We start from the raw sequence: 20745 nt of genomic DNA on the forward strand, positions 1-20745 counted from the left end.
CCATTTTTCACATGAAAAATCCAGCATCCGATAATTAGGATGCTGGATTTTTATTCGTTTTTTTTAGTAAAAGCAAAATTTTATAAACTATCTCCAAAATCTTCTTTAAACTTCTTCATCAATTCTGTTGGCCAGTCGGATAATGTATCTAATTTTCCAAAGAAGAATCGTAATACTTTTGGTTCATCAACAAACTTTAATCCACCGATTAACTTGCGATTTTCGTATAACCAAGCAATGCGGTCAGCGGCATACTTCACTTGAGAAAGTGTAAATACTCGACGAGGCATTGCTAAACGAACAAGTTCCATATTTGCTAAAGGCTCATTGCCGTTTTCATCACGTTGCTCTGACATCGTTCCACGTTCCATCCCGCGAACCCCACTAATAATATATATAGCTGCAGCAAGTACACCTGCAGGATATTCATTTTGCGGGATATGATCTACAAATCCCATTGCATTGATATGACAACCTAACCCTCCTGCTGGTGTAATAACTGGTACGCCTTTTTTTTGAAGCTCTTCTGTCATATATGCGATAAATTGTGGCCCTTGATTAATCATATCCATATCCATTGTCTCATCTAATCCAACGGTGATCGCTTCCATTTCACGAACTGACATCCCACCATATGTTAGGAAACCTTCATAAAGCGTAATATATTCACGCATCTTCATGTACATTTCTTCGTTACTTGTACAAATACCACCACCACGAGCACACCCTAATTTACGGGCAGAGAAATAAATAATATCCGCTAAATCTGCCATTTCTCTCGTAATTTCACGAATACTCATGTCTTTACATTGTTCTTCTCTAATTTTAATGAAATATAAATTATCAGCTAATAAACTCGCATCTAGAATAAGTGTAAGACCATATTGATCACAAACTTTTCGAACCTCTTTCATATTTTCAAGAGAAAATGGTTGGCCGCCGATTAAGTTAGTCCCTGCTTCCATACGAACAAATGGAATGTTTTCTACTCCATTTGATTCAATAACGTCTATTAATTTATCGATGTCTAAATTCCCTTTAAAAGGACAATCACTCGTTAATTTTAACGCTTCATCTGTAAAAATTTCTTTTACGCTACCACCATTTAACGTAATATGTGCTTGTGTCGTTGTAAAATGATAGTTCATCGGAACAACAGAATCTTTTTTAACCAATGATTGAGCAATAATATTTTCGCAAGCACGTCCTTGGTGTGTTGGCAGAAAATATTTTTTACCGAAAATTTCCTCGATTTTATTTTCTAGTTTTGTGAAAGTTTCAGAACCAGCATAGCTATCATCAGCTAACATCATAGCAGCTTGTTGGCGATCACTCATCGCATTGACACCGCTATCTGTTAACATATCCATAAAAATATCTTTATTTTTCAATAAAAATGTATTATACCCCGCTTCTTTCATTGCCTCTAAACGACGTTCAACTGGAGGTAAGTTCAATTTTTGAACGATACGAACTTTATGCATTTCTAATGGAATATTTTCCCCGTAGTAAAATTTCACTTCTGACATTCCTAAAACACCCCTATTTTCTATCTAATTTTCTAAATTGAATGAGTATTTAAAGATGAACGGCTACTTTGCTCATTTCTTACTGCACCGCTTATCCCGATTAATCCTTTCCCGCACTAAAATATTAATGCATAAAAAAAGAACAAATAACTCAACTCTATTTTTCTTGTTATACAACAATATATCATTTATTTTAGATATTTACTATTATTTTCTGAATTTTATTTTTTTATAAAAAAAGGGGGTGCACGTTTTGTCCTAAATGAAAAGAACAATTTAACTAAACTATCGCTCTTTTCTGTTAAAAGATATATTAATATACTTATTTTTGATGAAAATGAGAAAAAAAACGGATTTATATAAAATAAATAATACTTTACTATAATTTTCTTTTCATATTATCATCTTATGATTAAACGATATGGGATAGAAATCAATCAACTATTTGTAAAACTAATTACCGCTAACGAAAGACACTAGCTTTTCCTAACAACTATTGTATGGACGGAAAAATAAAAGTTTTGTCTCAAAAACGTGTAAGTTGAATAGTAAGCACAACTCATATTTTTTGCAGTTAATTTTCTCCCACCTCTCGCGCTTCTTTCCTGAACATGGTACAATTTTGAGGATTACGTTTTTATGGAGGAAATTAAATGATAACTGTGAGTAATGTAGGTTTACGCTATGGTGATCGTAAACTATTTGAAGATGTGAATATTAAGTTTACACCAGGAAATTGCTATGGATTAATCGGAGCAAATGGTGCGGGAAAATCCACTTTTTTAAAAATTTTATCTGGTGAAATCGAACCGCAATCAGGTTCTGTTACGCTTTCACCAAACGAAAGACTTGCCGTTTTAAAACAAAACCATTTTGAATATGAAGATATTGAAGTTTTAACCGTAGTCATTATGGGACATAGCCGTTTATATGAAGTAATGCAAGAAAAAGATGCAATTTACATGAAACCTGATTTTTCTGATGAGGATGGTATTAAAGCAGCTGAATTAGAAGGAGAATTTGCGGAATTAAATGGATGGGAAGCTGAATCAGAAGCTGCCATCCTGTTAAAAGGGCTTGGTATTGATGAATCACTTCATACAAAAAAAATGGCGGAGTTAACGGGTGGAGAAAAAGTAAAGGTATTACTAGCCCAAGCATTATTTGGAAAGCCTGACGTCTTACTGCTTGACGAGCCTACTAACCACCTTGATTTAAAAGCAATTCAATGGTTAGAAGAATTTTTAATTAACTTTGAAAATACCGTTATTGTTGTTTCCCATGACCGCCACTTTTTAAATAAAGTATGTACACATATTGCTGATTTAGATTTTGGTAAAATTCAAATTTATGTTGGGAACTATGACTTCTGGTATGAATCCAGCCAATTAGCATTAAAAATGGCACAAGATGCAAACAAAAAGAAAGAAGAAAAAATAAAAGAATTACAAAACTTTATTGCTCGCTTCAGTGCTAATGCATCAAAATCAAAACAAGCAACATCACGCAAAAAATTGTTAGATAAAATCTCTCTTGAAGACATTAAACCATCTTCCCGTCGTTATCCATACGTTCATTTTTCTCCGGAGCGTGAAATTGGAAACGACCTGCTTCGTGTCGAAGGTTTAACAAAAACGATTGAAGGTGTAAAAGTATTAGATAACATCAGTTTTACATTAAATAAAAATGACAAGGTAGCACTTGTTGGGAAAGATGAAATAGCTAAAACAACCTTATTTAAAATCCTAATGGGTGAAATGGAACCAGATAGTGGTACATACAAATGGGGTGTTACAACATCTCAAGCGTATTTTCCAAAAGACAACACAGAATACTTTGAAGGTGTAGAAGACACATTAGTGGATTGGTTACGTCAATATTCTCCAAACGATCAAAGTGAAAGTTTTTTACGCGGTTTCTTAGGGAGAATGCTCTTTTCTGGTGAAGAAGCACTTAAAAAAGCTAGTGTCCTTTCTGGAGGAGAAAAAGTTCGTTGTATGTTATCAAAAATGATGCTAAGTGGTGCAAATGTTTTATTGTTAGATGAACCAACTAACCATCTAGATTTAGAGTCTATTACTGCATTAAATAACGGATTAATTAATTTCAAGGGGCCAATTATCTTTACGTCTCATGACCACCAGTTTGTCCAAACGATTGCAAATCGCATTTTTGAAATTACTCCAGCGGGATTAGTCAATAAAGAAACAACGTATGATGAATATTTAGAAGATGAAGCATTACAAAAACGAATTCAAGAGATGTACGAACAAAATAAATAAGTAATTACCCATATAAAACCAGAATCAATTTCAAAATGATTCTGGTTTTTTTAAATATAAAAGAGGATTTTTATCCATTATGTTTAACATATTAAAATAACATTCCTTATATAAAGATCATCAGAGGAGGTTTGCACAGTGAATCATAGACCGTTATCGAAAGAAAAAAGTCCATTCGAACAAGCTCTATTCATTTTTAACTCTACTTCTGCTGAAGAAATCATTAAAATCTATCATAACGGAAACATTTGCCCGCTCGATGAAAAGTTTATTGAAATGTTACGAAAACAAACATCGTTAACAGAACCAGTAATCAATGTTTTATTAGATTACATGATGAAAACTAATAACTCCATTTTAGATGATTCATTCTGTAGAAAAATAGCTTATTTATTGGAATACGCTCATATTCAAACAGCTGAAGAAGCGATGATTTTTTTGCGGGCATATTACCATAAAAGTAAAAATCTTAGATGATCCCACCATCCCTTCCCCAACTAAAAACCTTTATCCTTACCTCTTCTCATGTTAACGATTTATTCATCATCATAAAATAACATACACACGTTCCTATCATTGAAACATAATATCAATTCTAGTTACTTTTAAAGAAAGGATGTTGTTTTTTGTCAAAAGTTATTCAAATTTCGTTATCAATTATTCTGATTGTTATTTCCGTTTATTCATTGATGACAAAAGATGACCAGTTATTACCTTTTATTTTTTTACTCCTTAGTGTTCTTTTTCTCTTAGTAGGAATCAATGAAATAAAAGAAAATCGAAAGTTTTTGGGTTGGATGTTGATTAGTGCGACTATCTGTCATTGTATCGTGGTTGTTACAAAATATTTTATTCATAATTAAATTATATGTGAAAAAAGCTGCCGAATGTAATCGACAGCTTTACTATGTCTTAAGATCGGTACCAATTAAATCCTTCCTCATTTAAATCCATCCAAACGTTCTTTACTTGTGTATACATATTCATCGCTTCTAATCCAAGTTCACGACCGAAACCACTTTTCTTCACGCCACCAAAAGGAGCCGTACTATCAAGCATTGTGTACGTATTCACATATACTGTTCCTGCTTGTAACTGCCGTGCCATTCGATGTGCTCGTTTAACATTATTTGTCCATACACCTGCCCCTAATCCATAAATCGTATCATTTGCTTTTTTCAATGCATCTTTTTCGTCTTTAAAACGGATAACAGATACGACTGGACCAAAAATTTCTTCTTTCGCAATCGTCATGTCATTCGTTACATCAGCGAAAACGGTTGGCGTATAAAAATATCCATCAGTTAGTTGCTCATTCCGTTTTCCTCCTGTTACAAGCGTTGCTCCTTCTTTTTTTCCGATATCAACATAACGTTCAATGACTTGTAATTGTTGTTCTGATACTTGAGGGCCCATTTGCGTCGTTGGATCTAACGGATTTCCTACACGAATCTCTTTTGATCGTTTTACAAATTGATCGATAAATTCATCGTAGATACTGTCCTGAACAAATAAACGTGAACCTGCAATACATACTTGTCCTTGTCCAAAGTAAATACCAAATAACGAACCGTTTACTGCATTTTCCATATTCGCATCTTCAAATACAATGTTGGGGGATTTTCCACCTAACTCTAATGTTACTGGACATAAATGGTGACTTGCTGCTTGCATGATCATTTTTCCAGTCCTAGTAGAGCCGGTAAAAGTTAATTTATTAATACCGGGATGCTCCGTTAAAGCTTTCCCCGCTGTTGCTCCATAGCCATTTACTACATTAATCACCCCATCCGGTAAACCTGCTTCTTGAAAAATTTTCATTAATTTTAAGATACTGATTGGTGTTTGTTCCGCTGGCTTTATCACAACTGTATTTCCGGCAGCTAAGGCAGGAGCTAATTTCCACATAGCTAACATGATTGGAAAATTCCACGGAATAATAGCTCCAATGACGCCAATTGGTTCACGTAATGTATAATTAAATCGATTACTAGGTGAACTTAATGTCTCTCCTTGAATTTTATTAGCAAGTCCTGCATAAAACTCCAATACATCAATCGCCATTGGTAACGCAATATGTTTTGTTTCGTTAATTGTTAATCCATTATCTTTTGACTCAATCTCCGCTAGTTCTTCCAAATGATCACGCATTTTTTGTGCGATTTTGTATAATAAACGCATTCGATCGCTTGGTGTCATTGTTTTCCAAGGTCCGGATTCAAATGCCTTACGAGCTGCCTGTACTGCTAAATCAATATCTTCCTTATCTCCCTCTGCTACAATCCCATTTATTTGTCCTGTAGCGGGGTTATAAGAATTAAATGTTTTCCCTGAAACGGCATCCACCCATTTCCCATCAATAAATAAGGAATAATTTTTTGTCATCTTTCTCCTCCTTTTTATTTACAAAATTTTCTGATAATAAATCATATTCTTGTCCACTGATTATTATTCAAAATTAGGAATGTATGATTAAAAAATGAAAAAGAACCTTAAAGTTTATACTCACAGTCTTTAAAGTTCCTTTTTACTTAATTCTATTTTAATTTTTCTTATCACATACTCTTTAATGGTTGAATTTATCCATGTTCTTAATTTCTCGTTCGTTTGGTATCTTTTATACATCGAAGATAAAGATTGAATTTCATGAAATTTTTTAGTTATCATGTTTTCTACTTCTTCTATTGTATACTGTTTATTCCGAATGTCGAAAAGAAGTTGTCGATGGAAATCATGGTTTTCATACCACATGCTTTGTTGGAAGCTGGTAAAATTAGTTTGCTCATATCGCTGTAGAAAATCTAAAATCCGCCACATCGTCATCGCATGTTTGTACACTTTTTCTAATTGCTGATCACGAATAAATTCTTTTCTTTTTTGAAAAAACATCCCTACACAAGTGTCATATAAATAAGGTAAATTCATTCGAGCAATTTCTTCTCTCTTTAGCATTAACTCATCGAGTAAGACATCTTTTAACACAATTTTTTGAGAAAACAGCACTTCTAAAAAATTCACATTCGCTTTCCATAACATTATGGTTAATTTTCGAATATCATGAAATTCAACATCTTTTTCTCTAGACACCATTGTTGTAGAAGCTTTATTTCCATCATACAAATCATCGAATGCGGGATAATAAAATACTTTATAATCTTCATCTGATTCTGGCACTTGTAGGTTATAATTATGACTACCCACCAATACTTTAAAGGCTATCATGTTTTTTTGACGCATCACTCATATCTCCTAAAACTTTATGTGAAATATTCTATCGACCCGTTTGGGAAATATTCTTCGATAAAAGACGTAATTGTTTTTTGCAGCTTTGTTTCTTCTTCCTTTTGATAAATATATTTTCCAATTCCATACTTTCCCCATTTATATCGTCTTTTTTCTTCGTTTAACTCTAATTGGGTATTCGGATAATTTTTTTCTATCACACGTTTTGCCGGTTTGGTGAAACGGTGTTGGATTAACTCAAACGTCACCCCATTTTTCGTTTCGACTGGGAGTTCCTTCGCTAAATGTTCAAATAGTTGTTGGTATCCATTTTCCCATCCTTGATGAAGATAAAGAGGTGCGATAATAAAACCAAGCGGATAACCTGCTTGTGCTACTTTTTTTGCAGCTTCTATTCGATATTTTAAAGAAGAAGTACCGGGTTCAAAATGTTTAATCACATAAGCGTTATTCATACTAAAGCGAAATCTTGTCTTTCCATTATGCTTCGCATCCAACAAGTGATCAATATGATGAAATTTAGTAACAAAGCGAAGTCTTCCATAGTCCGATTGTCCAAAAAATTCAATGGCTTGTTTTAATGAATGTGTTAAATGATCAATCCCAACCACATCAGACGTACAAGATGCTTCAAAACGGGTTATTTCTGGTGCTCGCTCGTCGATGTATTGTTGGGCAGTCGCTAAAATTTCGTCCACATTTACATACGTCCGTACATAAGGTTTACTACCCATTGTTGTTTGTAAATAACAATAATGACAATGTCCCATGCATCCTGTTGCAAATGGAATCGCATATTCAGCAGACGGCTTAGATGTATCGAATTTTAATGATTTTCGAACTCCTACTACTAAAGTTGACTTCGCAATCCGGTATTTCTGCAAATCATTCTCTCCTGGCAAATTCCTTACTTGATTATGCGATGTCGTATAACGAATTTCAATATTTTCTTTTTTGAATTTTTTAAATAATTTTTCCCCTAAAGGATATTCTAATGCTTTCGGTTCAAAATAAACAAGATTAGGCATAAATGGTTTTATTTCCACTTTCACTGCACCTTCCTATTGAATGTAAATATCACACTATACTGAAAGGATGCAACAGGATGTATTTTGTTATTCAAAAAACAATATTTTCATTTTCCTTAAAACTTTTTCTAAAGGATATTTAAATGAAGATATCCTCGACTTTATCGTAACTAGGTATACTTGTTTACGATGTTTTTCTTTTTTAAAAGTTAGCAAGAAATGAGTAAAAAGCTCTGAATAGTATTTCTCCAATAATTGAATTCCTGTTCCCGAAAGTTTTGGATTTTTAATAGTGGAAGAACAAAGGTGGTGAAAAAAGTTTTTATATGGGAAGGATATGGTTTTTTGTGTAATTCACTATATAAACTTGATAATAAATGTAATGTTTGTTCAGCTAGTTGTTTCTCTTGTTCCTCTAAATGTTTATTTTTTTTCGCTTGTTTTGCAGCATTCATTAACATCTTTTTTGCAGAAAATTCACCTTGTTTATACAAAATGTTCACATCAAGAGAAAAAACGATTTCTTTTAGTCTTTCTTGAGAATCAATAAATTGTTCGTTATCAAAAATTTCGTCCAATATTTTTTCTCGTTACACATCTTTATAAAATTCAAGTGCTAATGGTAGTAACCATTCACTAATCATCGCATCCAAATTTTCTTCATACGTTTCGTGAAAAAGCCGCAATTGCTCATAAATGATGCGATAGACTGCCCAGTATACTCATTTTCTAAAAAATCTTGTAATGTCTCATAATCAGTTAATCTAAAATTTTCATAAGTGCAAAGTAACTGCCCAGAAAAATCCCAAGGTGGATCACACGAATGGTCTACGATATATTTTTTCTCTATCAAAATAATCATGACAAACCAACGAACAACTTTGTCCACAAAAAAATCATCATGTCACCGCACATATGAAGTAAAACTTTTGACTTGATTTATATTAATCGCCTCCCAAAAAAGAACATACACTCTCATCACCGTTTTTTCTCATAATGTCAAGACTTTTTTGTGTGTACATAATTTTTTAAAAATAATATGGTAAATGAAATTTTTATTGGTGCTAATTGGGGTCCTGCCGACAAGACGCAAATATTGTACTCTAAGTAAATTTTAACTTAAAAAAGTCGAATTCCTGTATGCTAAAGAACCGACTTTTAAATTTTGGTCTATTAAGCTAATGCGCCCGATTGTTGAATATTAAGTACTATAGAATTTTTTACGAAACAAATACTGCCATTATATATTTTTGAGCTATTAAAAATATTGCCCAACCGACTATTCCTAATGAAATCACTAGCGTTAAATGAACAGATTGTTTTAATGCAAAATACATTACAAATAGCATGAACATTGTTGCTAGAAATCCTGCTAAAACGCCGAGTGTAAACTTGTTGATATTTTGAGTAGTTTCTCCCTGAATTATTAACCAATAGTACTTAATATACTAATTAACGATAAGGCAGCTATAATACCTCCATATACAGGGTATCTTCTTGTTAATTCCGTAAGGATACCAATAATGGCTACTGAACTTATAATTTTTATTAGCAAATACATTATTTTGACGCCTCACTTAAAAGCCGAAATGCTTCAACTATTTTCTTTCATTTGTCGATAATCTGCTAAGTGCTACTTGAAGCTTATTTTCATCTAATTCTGTATTCTTCCTTAATATTACTGAACCTACGTCTGTTAAATATAAATATACTTTACGTTGATCTTTATCCGACCTCTCTTTATACAACCAACCGTTACTCACTAATTTTTTTACATGTTCCGATGCTGTATTGTGTGAAATTGATAATTGCTCAGCAATGTCACGAATCACGACATATTGCTGTTTTTAACCCTTTGTAAGATGCGGACACTTTGATGTGAAATTACTTCTTCTTGTGTAGGATGTAAATTAAAATAAATGTCAGTAAAGTATTTGTTTATATCTTGAATCACTATAAGCACCCCAATTTAAATCGTTTAAACCGATTATATCGTAACAAACGATATAATATGAACTGAAATAATATAACTTGTACCTTATTCAATTAAATGGCCCGATTCTGGAAAATTCCTCACTTAAAAATTAATGTCGCCTTATTGATGAATGGATATTTTGTAAGGACATATTTAGAGATGGTATACCATAAACGACCGTTTTTGGTTATGGAAAAAAAATTTCTGAAAGTAATTAAAAACTAGTAAAATATATAACCAAAATCTAACTACCAATATACTTCCATCAAAGCCCTTTTTGGTATAGTAAATGTATAACGAAAGAGGGGAATTTGTCTTGAAATTTGGATATGCAAGGGTGAGTACATAGGACCAATCATTATCATTACAACTCGATGCGTTGAACCATTATGAAGTGGATCAGATTGTTGAAGAAAAAGAATCAGGAAAGAGAAAAAGTCGCCCTCAATTGGATGAGCTTCTTAAAGTTCTGTGTAAAGGTGATACAGTGGTTATCTATAAATTAGATCGTATCAGTCGTAGTACCAAACATTTAATAGAGCTCATGGAACAATTTGAAACAAAGGAAATTCATTTCGTGTCCCTTCAAGATAAAATCGACACCACAACAGCTATAGGGCGATTCTTTTTCAGAATGTTGGCCAGTATAGATGAATTAGAAAGAGATATTATGAGTGAACGAACAAAAGACGGGCTAATTGCAGCTAGAGCTAGGGGAAGAAATGGAGCTAGACCAAAGGTTGAATCCAAAAAAATCACATTAGCCCTAAAGATGTATGAAAGTAACGACTACTCCTTATCTCAAATTAAAGAAGCTACAGGAATAGGCGCAACAACATATATCATTACTTAGGAAATAAAGAATTGGCTGACAAGGAGGTGTAACATAAGGGAAAGAACTCTTGACCCATGACCATCGGAATCTATTTATGTCTATTCCCGATGATATGAATGAACATGACATAGAAAGACACTATACTTTTACCTCAGAAGAGCTTGGATTTATCAAAAGCACCGAAGAAATCATAATCGCTTAGGAATTGCTTTACAGCTGGCCGTTCTACGCTATCCAGGACGGACTTTATTTCAAATTAAAGACATTCCTAATCAAATTTCGATTAAATTGCAAAATAAATTAATGTCTCCCCAGAAGAATATGCACAGTATACGAAACGAATCGCAACTCGAAATGAACACTTAGAGGAAATTCGGCAGCAATCTGGATACAAAAATTTGTCCTTTGGTACCTATCGAATAATTACACAATCCACTCTTCAATGCGCTCCTGAAAATGGGAATATAGATTACTTGATTCGTTCAACTATTGAATAATTGAGAAAACTAAAGGTTATATTTCCAGCTATGACAACAATTGAGGGAATCGTATGGAAGGCACGTCAACGAGCAGAAGAGAAAATTTTAAAATCTATTGTCTCTACTTTAAACGAATCTCAAAAATCACAGTTAAATCAATTACTTGACGTCAGTTTCACCTATTCAATGACGCCTCTTGCTTGGCAGTGAGAGGTTCCTGGTCAATCTTCTTCAGATGCGTTCTTAAAGGTTATACAACGTCTTCAAGTCATACAATCTTTGCAACTTCATGTGGATATTAAAGAAATTCATCTAAATCGAACCTTGCAGTTAGCACGCTTGGGTTCCAAATATGAGCCCCGTTCATTCTGGAGGTTTAAAGAAAATAAAAAGTTTGCACTTCTAATTTTACATCTCCTACAACTTAGCCAAAACCTTACCGACCATGCGTTTGAAATACACGATTGACAAATTACCTTATTGTAATCAAAAGTGCGTAAAACTCAAGAAGAGATGCAGAAATTAAATGGAAAATATGCAAATGAAAAGGTTAATCATTTTGCAGATTTGGGCACAACATTAATTCAAGCAAGAGAACAAGGCAAGGATCCGTTTGAGACCTTAGAGGCTATTCTGCCTTGGGAAGACTTCGTGAACTCTATCGAAGAGGCAAAGCAAGCACCTTAATAGACTTACTGCACCTCCTTCATTTGATGAATATTTAACAGAGAAAATGGAAGCATTACATAAGCGGCTTGAGCGGATTCAAGCAAATATCACAGAACTAGATGGGGTTAATTTTGAAGATGGACGGCTGCATGCCCATCATTTAGAGAAAAATGTTCCAGAAACAGCACGACAATATAGTTTGTCTCTCTATCAACTGATACCTCGTGAAAAGTTAACCGATTTGCTCATGAAAGTTGCAAAATGGGCAGGATTTGACAAGCAGTTTCTTCATGCTTCCACGCTACATCCCCCAAAGGAAGAAGAAAAGCCGGCAATCATGGCAGCTATTATGGCGATGGCAACAAACATAGGCCTTACTAAGATTGGCAGAAGCAGCACAAGAAGTTTCTTACAGACAAATGTCCACAGCCTCACAGTGGCGCTTATATGAAGATTCTCTGAATAAAGCACAGGCTGGTTTAGTGAATTTTCAGCATCAGCTAAATTTATCATCCCACTGGGGAGATGGGACAACTTCTTCCTCAGATGGGATGCGTGTTCGAGTAGGCGTCTCATCTTTATTCGCCGAGGCGAACCCTCATTATGGAACCGGAAAAGGCTCAACGATTTATCGGTTTGTTAGTGATCAATTCTCTAGCTTTTATACAAAAATAATCAATGCAAACGCTAGAGATGCTGTTCATGTTATAGACGGTTTATTACATCATGAGACAGATTTGCAAATTGAAGAACATTATACAGACACGGCTGGTTATAAGGATCAAGTATTTGGACTAACCAACTTGTTAGGATTTCGGTTTACTCCAAGACTAAGGGACCTTGCAGATTCAAAACTTTATTCATATGAAAAACTAGATCAATATCTAGAACTGTGGAAGTTGCTGCGTGGAAGAATCAATACAAAAACCATTCGTGAAGGAACCGTTTCTGCTTTTCTTATTATGAGGAAGCTAGGTTCTTACTCTCGACAAAATAGCCATGCTACTACATTACGAGAAATGGGACGCATTGATAAAACACTCTTTATATTAGACTATATTTCTAGTGAAACATTACGTCGGCGAATTCAACGTGGATTAAATAAGGGCGAAGCTATGAATGCCTTAGCACGAGCTATTTTCTTTGGTAAACATGGGGAACTTAGAGAAAGAGCGCTACAAGATCATTTGCAGCGTGCCAGTGCCTTAAATCTGATTATTAATGCTATTAGTATTTGGAATACTGTATATTTGACTCAAGCTGCTGAACATTCAAAAACGCCAGGAAAATATAGAGAAGAATTGCTATCTCATACCTTTCCATTGGGATGGGAACACATAAATTTTTTAGGTGAATATTCATAGCTGAAACATCGAATTCAATACATGCTCTACCTCCCCTAAGGATATAAAAAGGCCCTGAGTTTTCGGCTTAGCGTAGAAAACTCAAAGCTTTATTTCTTGAAAAATCACTTAGCGTATAATATCTGCGTTTTGTCGGCAGGACCCCTAATTATACTATGCCATAATAATGATCGCGGTTTTTTGTAATTTACAACAATTCGTCAATTACGATACAATATGATATAACCAATATTAACCTAAAATATAAAAATATTAGTGTAGGATGTGATTTTAAAAATTAAAAGTTCTGTAGTAATAATAACAACAATCTGGATTTATTTTTTTACACTCACTGTTCACTTACTTTTAATCCAATTTGAAAATGCGCGTAATTTTTTAGGACTCACAATGTTTATTCCTTTATTTACAGTCATCATTTATCAATACATGTTTAAGAAAATACCTATAAGACACACTTTTGCAATAAAAAAAACTAAAGTTTCAACAATCATTATCTGTATATTATTACCACTATTTTTAGGATTTGCAATGCATCTATATTTTTATTTAACGAGTAAAGGGTACTTTCTTTTTATTGATTTACATCAACTCATTCCTTTATTACTAATTGGAATCTCTATTAGTAGTATATCAGCTTTTTTAGAAGAAGTGGTTTGGCGAGGAAATTATCATTACTATTTGCGACAACGTTATAATGTTTGGAAAACTGCTTGTATTACAGGGGTAATTTGGTCACTTTGGCACCTCCCTATTGCGATTTTTTATAAACCATATCTTCATCCTTCCGCTACAATCACTAGTTACCTTTTAATTCTATTTTTTATATCTTACATCCTTACTTTTTTGAGAGAAAAAGAAAAATCTGTTTTTCCAGTAGCTATTTTGCACGGTATGTTAAATGTGTTTTATTTAAGTGATGGAACAAAAATGAAGGTTTCTGTTGACCAACTCGAAATGGAAAAGTGCATCTTAATGGCTATTATTTTTCTTGTGATGGTACTTTTTCTCCTAAAAAAATCTTCATATAGCGATAAATAGATCTACTCGTCCATCTTTGTTCTCTCTAACAACCGCCTTTTACTCTTAAGGGAAAACCACTAACACTGACACTAAATTATCAAAAATAGAAGCCTATTTGTTCAGAATTCTTTTAGAAGCAAAGGTACTTTCCTATGTCTTAAGGTTAATCTCCACAGAGTTTCTCCGACTAGTCATAAGATGAGTCAATTTAGGTTTTCCTTTATGCTATCTAACATTTTGAAATAGTGGTTAATACCTTTTTAAAATATTTTTGACGACCAAAAAAGTAAAATCCCCAATTTAGCCAAATACTCTGACTTTGGGGATTTTACTTAATTTAACGGTACATTAAATGTATATGGATCAAATTCCAAATCATAATTTTCATTTTCCGCTTCTAAATAAATTGTAACATCACCTGTTTTCTCTTGTAATGGTTGAAATACTAATACTCCTGACGTTTCAACACCTTGTAGTATTTCACTACTAACTGATTCGTACTCATCATAACTTAAGGAACTATCTGTTTCATATTGTTGATTGCCCTGAATAATTTTTGCGCTATAATCGTTAAAGGAAGCTGTTTCGTTAGAATTATTTTTAACTGTTACATAAAGTCTTGTTTCATTTTTAGCAAATTCCAATTTCTCTACATAAATAGTAACCCCATGTTGATCACTTTCTTGATCAATTTTTACTGTTTTTTCTGCCGGGCTAAATGCTGTCATATAATCGGATTGTTTTACTTTTGTCGCTTCTATTTTAGCAGCAGTTATTTCTCCACCGAGAGCATTTTCACCTGTAAAACCTCCTATAACCTTTCCAGATACTTCCACAATATCATCTGTCTTTACTTGAACTTTCGTTGCATCTGCATACACAATTATATTCCCTTCAGCCTTTTCAGGATTCGTAAAAACTTGAAATGCAAGTTCATCGCCATTTTTTTCTGGCTCGGTAAACACTTTGCCATAAAACTTCACTTGATGATTTTTGTATTCATCTGGATTCGTAAGCATCGTATTAAATTGTTCTTCTGTTAATAATGCTTTTTCTTTTGATTGACCGTTCTCTTTCGAGTCATTTCCACATGCTACTAAAAAAATAAGTAATAGTAGCGATAGAAACATAAAATACTTCTTCATAAAAAAATCCTCCCCTATTATGTTTGTCTTGTCAAGACATAACAATTAGGAAGGACAGTATTTGTATATTTTACTATTTTATATATATAATAATTTTTTTATTTAAAAATTGGATTTTTTATTTACAAAATCATCTATTAGCATCATACCTTCAATTTCTTTTTTGGTTTTGTCCAATATTGCTCGTTTCCTGGTAAATCATCAAACCAGGTAGCATCATCTGGACAATCTAACACCATAAACTTACCGTAATTTCCGTCTCTTGATTGATGATATTTTAAATATACTTTGTTATGTTCAATTGCTAAAATTTCAATTTTTCCCGATGTATGGCTCATCGATAAACGGACTCGTTTTCCTAAACCAGATGTTCTAGCTTTCGCACCTTCCACAATCTCGTATGCTTCTTTTAACGTTAAGACGAAATCGCTATTACCAGCTACTGGACGGTTAATAAAAAAATAATATGGGGTTACTCCCGCCCACGATAATTTATCTAATAATTCCCCTAAAACGGCTGGATCGTCATTGATTCCTTTTAATACAGGGGTTTGGTTGACGACAATTGCACCTGCTTCATGTAATGCTTGAAAAGCTTTTTTTGCCTGTTTTGTGATTTCTCTAGGGTGATTGATATGAGCCATGATGTAAATTCTTTTTTCTGGGGAAGAATGGTCACGGATAACTTGGAGTAATTCTTGATCTTCATAAATTCTCATTGGATTAAAAGCGGGTAATTTGGAACCAATCCTAATAATTTTCACATGTTCAATGGCGCGGAGTTCTTCGATGATCATTCTAAGTTTTTTAGCAGATAAAATTAGTGGATCACCACCTGTTAATAACACATTGTTTATTTCTGGTGTATTTCGAATATATTCGATACCTGATGTGACATCTGACATTACTTCTTTTACGTCATTTCGAAACAAGCGTTTTCGGAAACAATATCGACAATAGGAACCACAAACTTCTGATACTAATAATAATGCCGTAGTTTTATATTTATGTTGACAGCCCGGAACAACATAATTAGTATGTTCATCTGATGCGTCCCATCTTCCGTATTCTAATAATTCATTTTCATTTGGAATGACTAATTTTCGAATAGGATCATCTGGATTCTTCCAATCAATTAATCCTAAATAATAGTCATTGGCACGAAAGACATACTTTTCTGTAATTGGTTTCAACGTAAGTCGTGTTAACTCAGATAACTGATCGATTTGTTCGATACTCGTTATATATTTTGGTTGCGCCATTTGCATCATCCTTTCGACAATTATTGAGATCATCTTAAGTATAACAAAGATTATTGAATTTTTAAAATTTTTCAATAATTATTCATTTTTTATCAATTAATTGACAAAAAAGCATATCATTCGATACGCTTTTTTATCTTTTTAGACGTTTATTTTTCTTATTCTATCTTTCATTAGATATGCTTTAATCATAAAATAAGTGATTTCCATCGGGAGCAATTCCTTGATAGGTTTTAATCGCTCTACTCCTACTTGAGCAATTGCTTCCTCAATTAACGAAATATAGGGATCTGGTATAAACTTTTTTAAATCTATCGATAATCCATGTTCGGCACATGTAATAAGATGATTTTCCACTGTTGTTTCAGATAAATTTCTTTTAGTTGCAATTTCTTTTATACCTAGTCCTTCCTGAAATAGCGTATACGTTTCTAAATGGGAACCTTTTTCTTTTTTTATGGATGGTGCAATTGGTTTAATCTCTTGTTTTCTTTCAATAACAGTTGGATTTTTTTCGTAATAACAAACAATCACGTCCACAAATAATGCACCGTACTTGTCTTTTTTAAATTCTCCCACTCCCGAAACAGATAGAAATTCTTCTTCATTCATCGGTAATTTTTCACACATATCTTTTAATGTACGATCTGAAAAAATAACAAATGGTGGGACACCTTCTTTTTCAGCTAATTGTTTCCGAAGTGCTTTTAATTCATTAAATAATGGATCTTCTTCTAACATAGTTCGAATTTTCATTTGTTCTTTTCTTGTTATTGTTTGTTGTCCAAGCAAGACTTGCTTTCCTAATTCTGTGACAAATATAGTAGGAAAAGCACCATGTTTTACCGCCAATACCTGTTCAGATAATAAAAAATCGATAAACTCTCCAACCTCTTTAGCTGATTTTTGTTTCATGATTCCGTATGTTTTAACATTGTTTAATTTCAAATCGATAATCTTTTTATTCTTTGAACCAGTCAAAACTTGGGCGACCAATGTTTTCCCATATCGCTCTCGTAATCGAATGACACAGGAAAGAACCATTTGTGCATCTTGCGTTACATCTACTTGTTCCCTTTGATCTATACAATTTTGGCATCGCCCACATTTTTGCGAACTTGTATCTCCAAAATAGTCTAAAATATAAGATTGTAAACATAATTCAGTATGACAGTAGTCAATCATTTGCTGTAGTTTTTCTAACTCAAATGCATATCGATGTTGCGAAGAAGATTGTTCGATAAGGAAACGCTGAATTTGCACATCTTGCGGAGAAAAAAACAAAATACATTCACTCGGCAATCCATCACGACCAGCTCGCCCCGCTTCTTGATAATAACTTTCGATATCTTTTGGTAATTGATAATGAATGACAAATCGAATATTTGATTTGTCAATCCCCATTCCAAAAGCGTTTGTCGCTACCATTAACGATACATCATCCTTTAAAAAAGATTCTTGAGCCTCCATTCTTTTTTGATCGCTTAGTCCACCGTGATAACGAGCAACTTTTACTCCTTTTGCTTTTAACCGTTCATACACTTGATCTGCAACTTTTCTTGTTGCGGTATATATAATTCCAGATTCTTCTCTATGTGCTTTTATATATTGCATCAAATACGATTTTCGGTCTTGGCCTTTCAATACAGAAAAGGTTAAATTTTCTCTCGCAAAACCGGTTAAAACGGTATGCTGCAACGGAATATGCAACGTATGACAAATATCTTGATGCACTTGTTTCGTCGCTGTTGCTGTTAATGCTAAAACAATTGGCTTATGCGGTAAAAAATCATATAACTCCTTAATATGCATGTAACTTGGACGAAAATCATGTCCCCATTGGGAGATACAATGAGCTTCATCAACGGCAACAAGCGGGATATTCATTTCCTTTAATTGATCCAAAAAGGTTGGTTGAGACAGTCTTTCAGGTGCAATGTACATTAATTTATAGCGTCCTTGGGCTGCAAGCGTTAGACGCTCATTCATCTCTCTATTTGATAAGGAACTATTAATATAGGTAGCAGCAATACCTAATTGATTTAACGTATCAACTTGATCTTTCATCAAGGAAATGAGCGGAGAAATAACAAGTGTTGTACCTTTAAAAATTAAAGCTGGGATTTGATAACATAGTGATTTCCCACCACCTGTTGGCATGATACAGACAGTATTTTGTTTATTTAGAATACGTTGAATAGTTTGTTCTTGCCCAGTCCTAAATTCGTCATAACCAAAATATGTAGTGAGCATTTTTTTTGCTGTTTCTATCAATCGAATTCGCTTCCTTTCACTTTCCATCTTACTGTCTTTACAAATGTGTAACCCATTTATTTTATTTTTTGTTCTTGCTTTAATTGTTCAATAACCAAACGATCTGTTGGAAAAGCTAATGGTGGTAGTTCATCATAAGAGAAAAAACGAGCGTCTTTTATATCATCACCAGCTTGAAGGTTTCCTTCATATGATGTAGTCAAAAACCATAGACCAACTGTATGCTGATTTGAATTATGGAAATTAGAATGAACTGTATAAATGTTACACGTATGAATGAAAAGATTCGTTTCTTCATAGAACTCTCTTTTTACAGCTTCATTTACATCTTCATCCCACTCTACATAGCCACATGGAATACACCATTTCCCCTCGTAACTACCGGCACGTTTCCCTAATAATATTTTTTCTTGTTCAATAACAATTGCTGCTACACCAACAATTGGATTTTGATAAAAAATAAAATGACAATCGCTACATATAGGGTGGATAGAAGTAGGGGAATATTTTAATTTCCCTCCGCATTTTGGGCAAAATAAGTATCGCATTTCCTCACCTTTCTTTTGCATTTTTTATATATAAAACTTTAGATTAGGTATTTTCTTCTTATTCCTTGCATAAATTATTTTAAAACCATTTAAAATAATGGATTTTTTATTTAAACCAGCCTTTCTTTTTAAATAAAACAAACATCGTAATTCCAATAAAAAGCATCATCCCTAATATAATGAAATAGCCATACTGAAACGTTAATTCGGGCATATACTCAAAATTCATGCCATAAATACCTGCAATCAATGTAAGTGGCATAAAAATTGTAGTGATTAACGTTAAAATTTGCATAATTCGATTCGTTTGATGACTATTATAAGAAAGATAACTTTCACGTAAATCTACTGTTATCTCTCGATTATTATCGATAATTTCTACTAATGTTAATAAATGATCATAGATATCCGAAAAATATTTACTCCGTTCCTGAATGCCGAGTAATCGATGAGAGTTTAATATCCGGTATAACAATTCCTTCATTGGATTTATACTATTACGCACAACTAAAAGTTCATGCCGAATTTCAAATAATTCGTCTAATAATGTATCCATGGACTGTTTTCTAGATTGTTCTTCAATAGTACCAATTATATCCTCTAACGCATAAACAACCGGGAAATATTCATCGACAATCTGATCCAAAACTCGATAAAACACAAAATATGGATTCCAATTTTCTACCGAATTTTGTTGTGCACACTCTGCAAAAATCGTATTAATTTCTTTCGATTCATTATTGTGATAAGTCACAATAAATTCATTGCTTAGAAAAAAATTCACCTCTTGTTTTTGATGATTTTCTCCCGTTAAACTATGGGTGATTAAAAACAAATAATCATCATAATAATCCAACTTTGGACGTTGTAAAGAATCATAAATACAATCTTCAATCGCAAGTGGATGAAAAGCTAAAGGATTCGAGAGTAGTTTTATCTCTTGTTCGTTTGGTTGATGAAAATCAATCCACATCCATTTGTATTTACTTCTAAAAACATCGTCTATTGACGCATCATCGATTATTTCATTTTGATTGGTAATAGCTAAAATTCGAATCAAACATTCTCCCCCCTTTCTCCTATCGTACATGA

At 33.3% G+C, this 20745-nt stretch carries 17 protein-coding genes and 3 pseudogenes; 7 read left to right on the forward strand and 13 right to left on the reverse strand.

All coding sequences use genetic code 11. The annotated features are described in order from the left end of the window. Positions 1-80: 80 nt before the first annotated feature. Positions 81-1529: a tryptophanase gene (locus BN1372_RS06850; protein ID WP_062198098.1), complete on the reverse strand. Its 1449-nt coding sequence runs from the start codon at positions 1527-1529 to the stop codon at positions 81-83. A 653-nt stretch (positions 1530-2182) separates the two neighbouring features. Here BN1372_RS06850 and BN1372_RS06855 point away from each other — a divergent pair. From BN1372_RS06855 to BN1372_RS06865, 3 genes are all read left to right on the forward strand, one after another. Next, positions 2183-3811 carry an ABC-F family ATP-binding cassette domain-containing protein gene (locus tag BN1372_RS06855; RefSeq protein WP_062198099.1) on the forward strand — a complete coding sequence of 543 codons (1629 nt, stop codon included), beginning with the start codon at positions 2183-2185 and terminating at the stop codon, positions 3809-3811. Between the two features lie 138 nt (positions 3812-3949). Then, positions 3950-4288 (forward strand): replication initiation and membrane attachment family protein, encoded by a 339-nt coding sequence (locus tag BN1372_RS06860; RefSeq protein WP_062198100.1) that lies wholly within the window; start codon positions 3950-3952, stop codon positions 4286-4288. A 149-nt stretch (positions 4289-4437) separates the two neighbouring features. Continuing rightward, positions 4438-4674: a DUF3953 domain-containing protein gene (locus tag BN1372_RS06865; protein WP_062198101.1), complete on the forward strand. Its 237-nt coding sequence runs from the start codon at positions 4438-4440 to the stop codon at positions 4672-4674. A 49-nt stretch (positions 4675-4723) separates the two neighbouring features. Here the strand turns inward: BN1372_RS06865 and BN1372_RS06870 are convergent, their stop codons facing one another. The 7 genes from BN1372_RS06870 to BN1372_RS15490 all read right to left on the reverse strand — a co-directional run bounded on the left by BN1372_RS06870 (position 4724) and on the right by BN1372_RS15490 (position 9914). After that, on the reverse strand, positions 4724-6196 hold the full coding sequence (locus BN1372_RS06870) for an aldehyde dehydrogenase family protein (protein ID WP_062198102.1): 1473 nt from the start codon (positions 6194-6196) through the stop codon (positions 4724-4726). A 129-nt stretch (positions 6197-6325) separates the two neighbouring features. Then, complete coding sequence (locus BN1372_RS06875; RefSeq protein ID WP_062198103.1) at positions 6326-7048, reverse strand: DNA polymerase beta superfamily protein; 723 nt, start codon at positions 7046-7048, stop codon at positions 6326-6328. Between the two features lie 20 nt (positions 7049-7068). Beyond that, on the reverse strand, positions 7069-8082 hold the full coding sequence (splB, locus tag BN1372_RS06880; RefSeq protein ID WP_062201156.1) for a spore photoproduct lyase: 1014 nt from the start codon (positions 8080-8082) through the stop codon (positions 7069-7071). Between the two features lie 209 nt (positions 8083-8291). Beyond that, positions 8292-8660, reverse strand: a complete 369-nt coding sequence (locus tag BN1372_RS06885) for a hypothetical protein (protein WP_062198104.1) — start codon at positions 8658-8660, stop codon at positions 8292-8294. A 62-nt stretch (positions 8661-8722) separates the two neighbouring features. Next, the gene (locus BN1372_RS06890) at positions 8723-8971 is read right to left on the reverse strand and encodes a hypothetical protein (RefSeq protein WP_062198105.1); all 249 of its coding nucleotides are present in this window, start codon (positions 8969-8971) and stop codon (positions 8723-8725) included. A 331-nt stretch (positions 8972-9302) separates the two neighbouring features. Then, entirely contained in the window at positions 9303-9437 is a 135-nt protein-coding gene (locus BN1372_RS15730) for a hypothetical protein (RefSeq protein WP_325062680.1), read from the reverse strand. A 243-nt stretch (positions 9438-9680) separates the two neighbouring features. Then, positions 9681-9914 (reverse strand): transcriptional regulator, SarA/Rot family, encoded by a 234-nt coding sequence (locus BN1372_RS15490; RefSeq protein WP_230198807.1) that lies wholly within the window; start codon positions 9912-9914, stop codon positions 9681-9683. A gap of 459 nt (positions 9915-10373) precedes the next feature. Here BN1372_RS15490 and BN1372_RS06905 point away from each other — a divergent pair. From BN1372_RS06905 to BN1372_RS06915, 4 genes and pseudogenes are all read left to right on the forward strand, one after another. Further along, positions 10374-10942: pseudogene (locus BN1372_RS06905) on the forward strand (recombinase family protein). A gap of 62 nt (positions 10943-11004) precedes the next feature. Continuing rightward, positions 11005-11389: pseudogene (locus tag BN1372_RS15495) on the forward strand (DUF4158 domain-containing protein). A gap of 312 nt (positions 11390-11701) precedes the next feature. Then, positions 11702-13404 (forward strand): annotated as a pseudogene (locus tag BN1372_RS15850) (transposase); the annotation flags it as partial. A 264-nt stretch (positions 13405-13668) separates the two neighbouring features. Continuing rightward, entirely contained in the window at positions 13669-14442 is a 774-nt protein-coding gene (locus tag BN1372_RS06915; RefSeq protein WP_062198106.1) for a CPBP family intramembrane glutamic endopeptidase, read from the forward strand. A 314-nt stretch (positions 14443-14756) separates the two neighbouring features. Here BN1372_RS06915 and BN1372_RS06920 read toward each other — a convergent pair whose 3' ends face one another. The 5 genes from BN1372_RS06920 to corA all read right to left on the reverse strand — a co-directional run bounded on the left by BN1372_RS06920 (position 14757) and on the right by corA (position 20713). Then, a complete protein-coding gene (locus tag BN1372_RS06920; protein WP_062198107.1) occupies positions 14757-15569 on the reverse strand; it encodes a DUF4352 domain-containing protein in 813 nt (270 codons plus the stop codon). Between the two features lie 143 nt (positions 15570-15712). Next, positions 15713-16831: a KamA family radical SAM protein gene (locus tag BN1372_RS06925; protein ID WP_062198108.1), complete on the reverse strand. Its 1119-nt coding sequence runs from the start codon at positions 16829-16831 to the stop codon at positions 15713-15715. A gap of 141 nt (positions 16832-16972) precedes the next feature. Next, the gene (recQ, locus tag BN1372_RS06930) at positions 16973-19105 is read right to left on the reverse strand and encodes a DNA helicase RecQ (protein WP_147515349.1); all 2133 of its coding nucleotides are present in this window, start codon (positions 19103-19105) and stop codon (positions 16973-16975) included. A gap of 56 nt (positions 19106-19161) precedes the next feature. After that, on the reverse strand, positions 19162-19653 hold the full coding sequence (locus BN1372_RS06935; RefSeq protein WP_062198110.1) for a nucleotide triphosphate diphosphatase NUDT15: 492 nt from the start codon (positions 19651-19653) through the stop codon (positions 19162-19164). Positions 19654-19759: 106 nt separating this feature from the next. Then, positions 19760-20713 carry a magnesium/cobalt transporter CorA gene (corA, locus tag BN1372_RS06940; RefSeq protein WP_062198111.1) on the reverse strand — a complete coding sequence of 318 codons (954 nt, stop codon included), beginning with the start codon at positions 20711-20713 and terminating at the stop codon, positions 19760-19762. Between the last annotated feature and the right edge of the window lie 32 nt (positions 20714-20745).

Origin of the sequence: Massilibacterium senegalense, assembly GCF_001375675.1 — a bacterium.
GTDB lineage: Bacteria > Bacillota > Bacilli > Bacillales > Massilibacteriaceae > Massilibacterium > Massilibacterium senegalense.

Coding starts and splice junctions, on each gene's coding strand:
- BN1372_RS06850 (WP_062198098.1), bottom strand. CDS start 1,529: ATGTCAGAAGTGAAATTTTACTACGGGGAAAATATTCCATTAGAAATG.
- BN1372_RS06855 (WP_062198099.1), top strand. CDS start 2,183: ATGATAACTGTGAGTAATGTAGGTTTACGCTATGGTGATCGTAAACTA.
- BN1372_RS06870 (WP_062198102.1), bottom strand. CDS start 6,196: ATGACAAAAAATTATTCCTTATTTATTGATGGGAAATGGGTGGATGCC.
- BN1372_RS06875 (WP_062198103.1), bottom strand. CDS start 7,048: ATGCGTCAAAAAAACATGATAGCCTTTAAAGTATTGGTGGGTAGTCAT.
- splB (WP_062201156.1), bottom strand. CDS start 8,082: ATGCCTAATCTTGTTTATTTTGAACCGAAAGCATTAGAATATCCTTTA.
- BN1372_RS15730 (WP_325062680.1), bottom strand. CDS start 9,437: ATGTTCATGCTATTTGTAATGTATTTTGCATTAAAACAATCTGTTCAT.
- BN1372_RS06920 (WP_062198107.1), bottom strand. CDS start 15,569: ATGAAGAAGTATTTTATGTTTCTATCGCTACTATTACTTATTTTTTTA.
- BN1372_RS06925 (WP_062198108.1), bottom strand. CDS start 16,831: ATGGCGCAACCAAAATATATAACGAGTATCGAACAAATCGATCAGTTA.
- BN1372_RS06935 (WP_062198110.1), bottom strand. CDS start 19,653: ATGCGATACTTATTTTGCCCAAAATGCGGAGGGAAATTAAAATATTCC.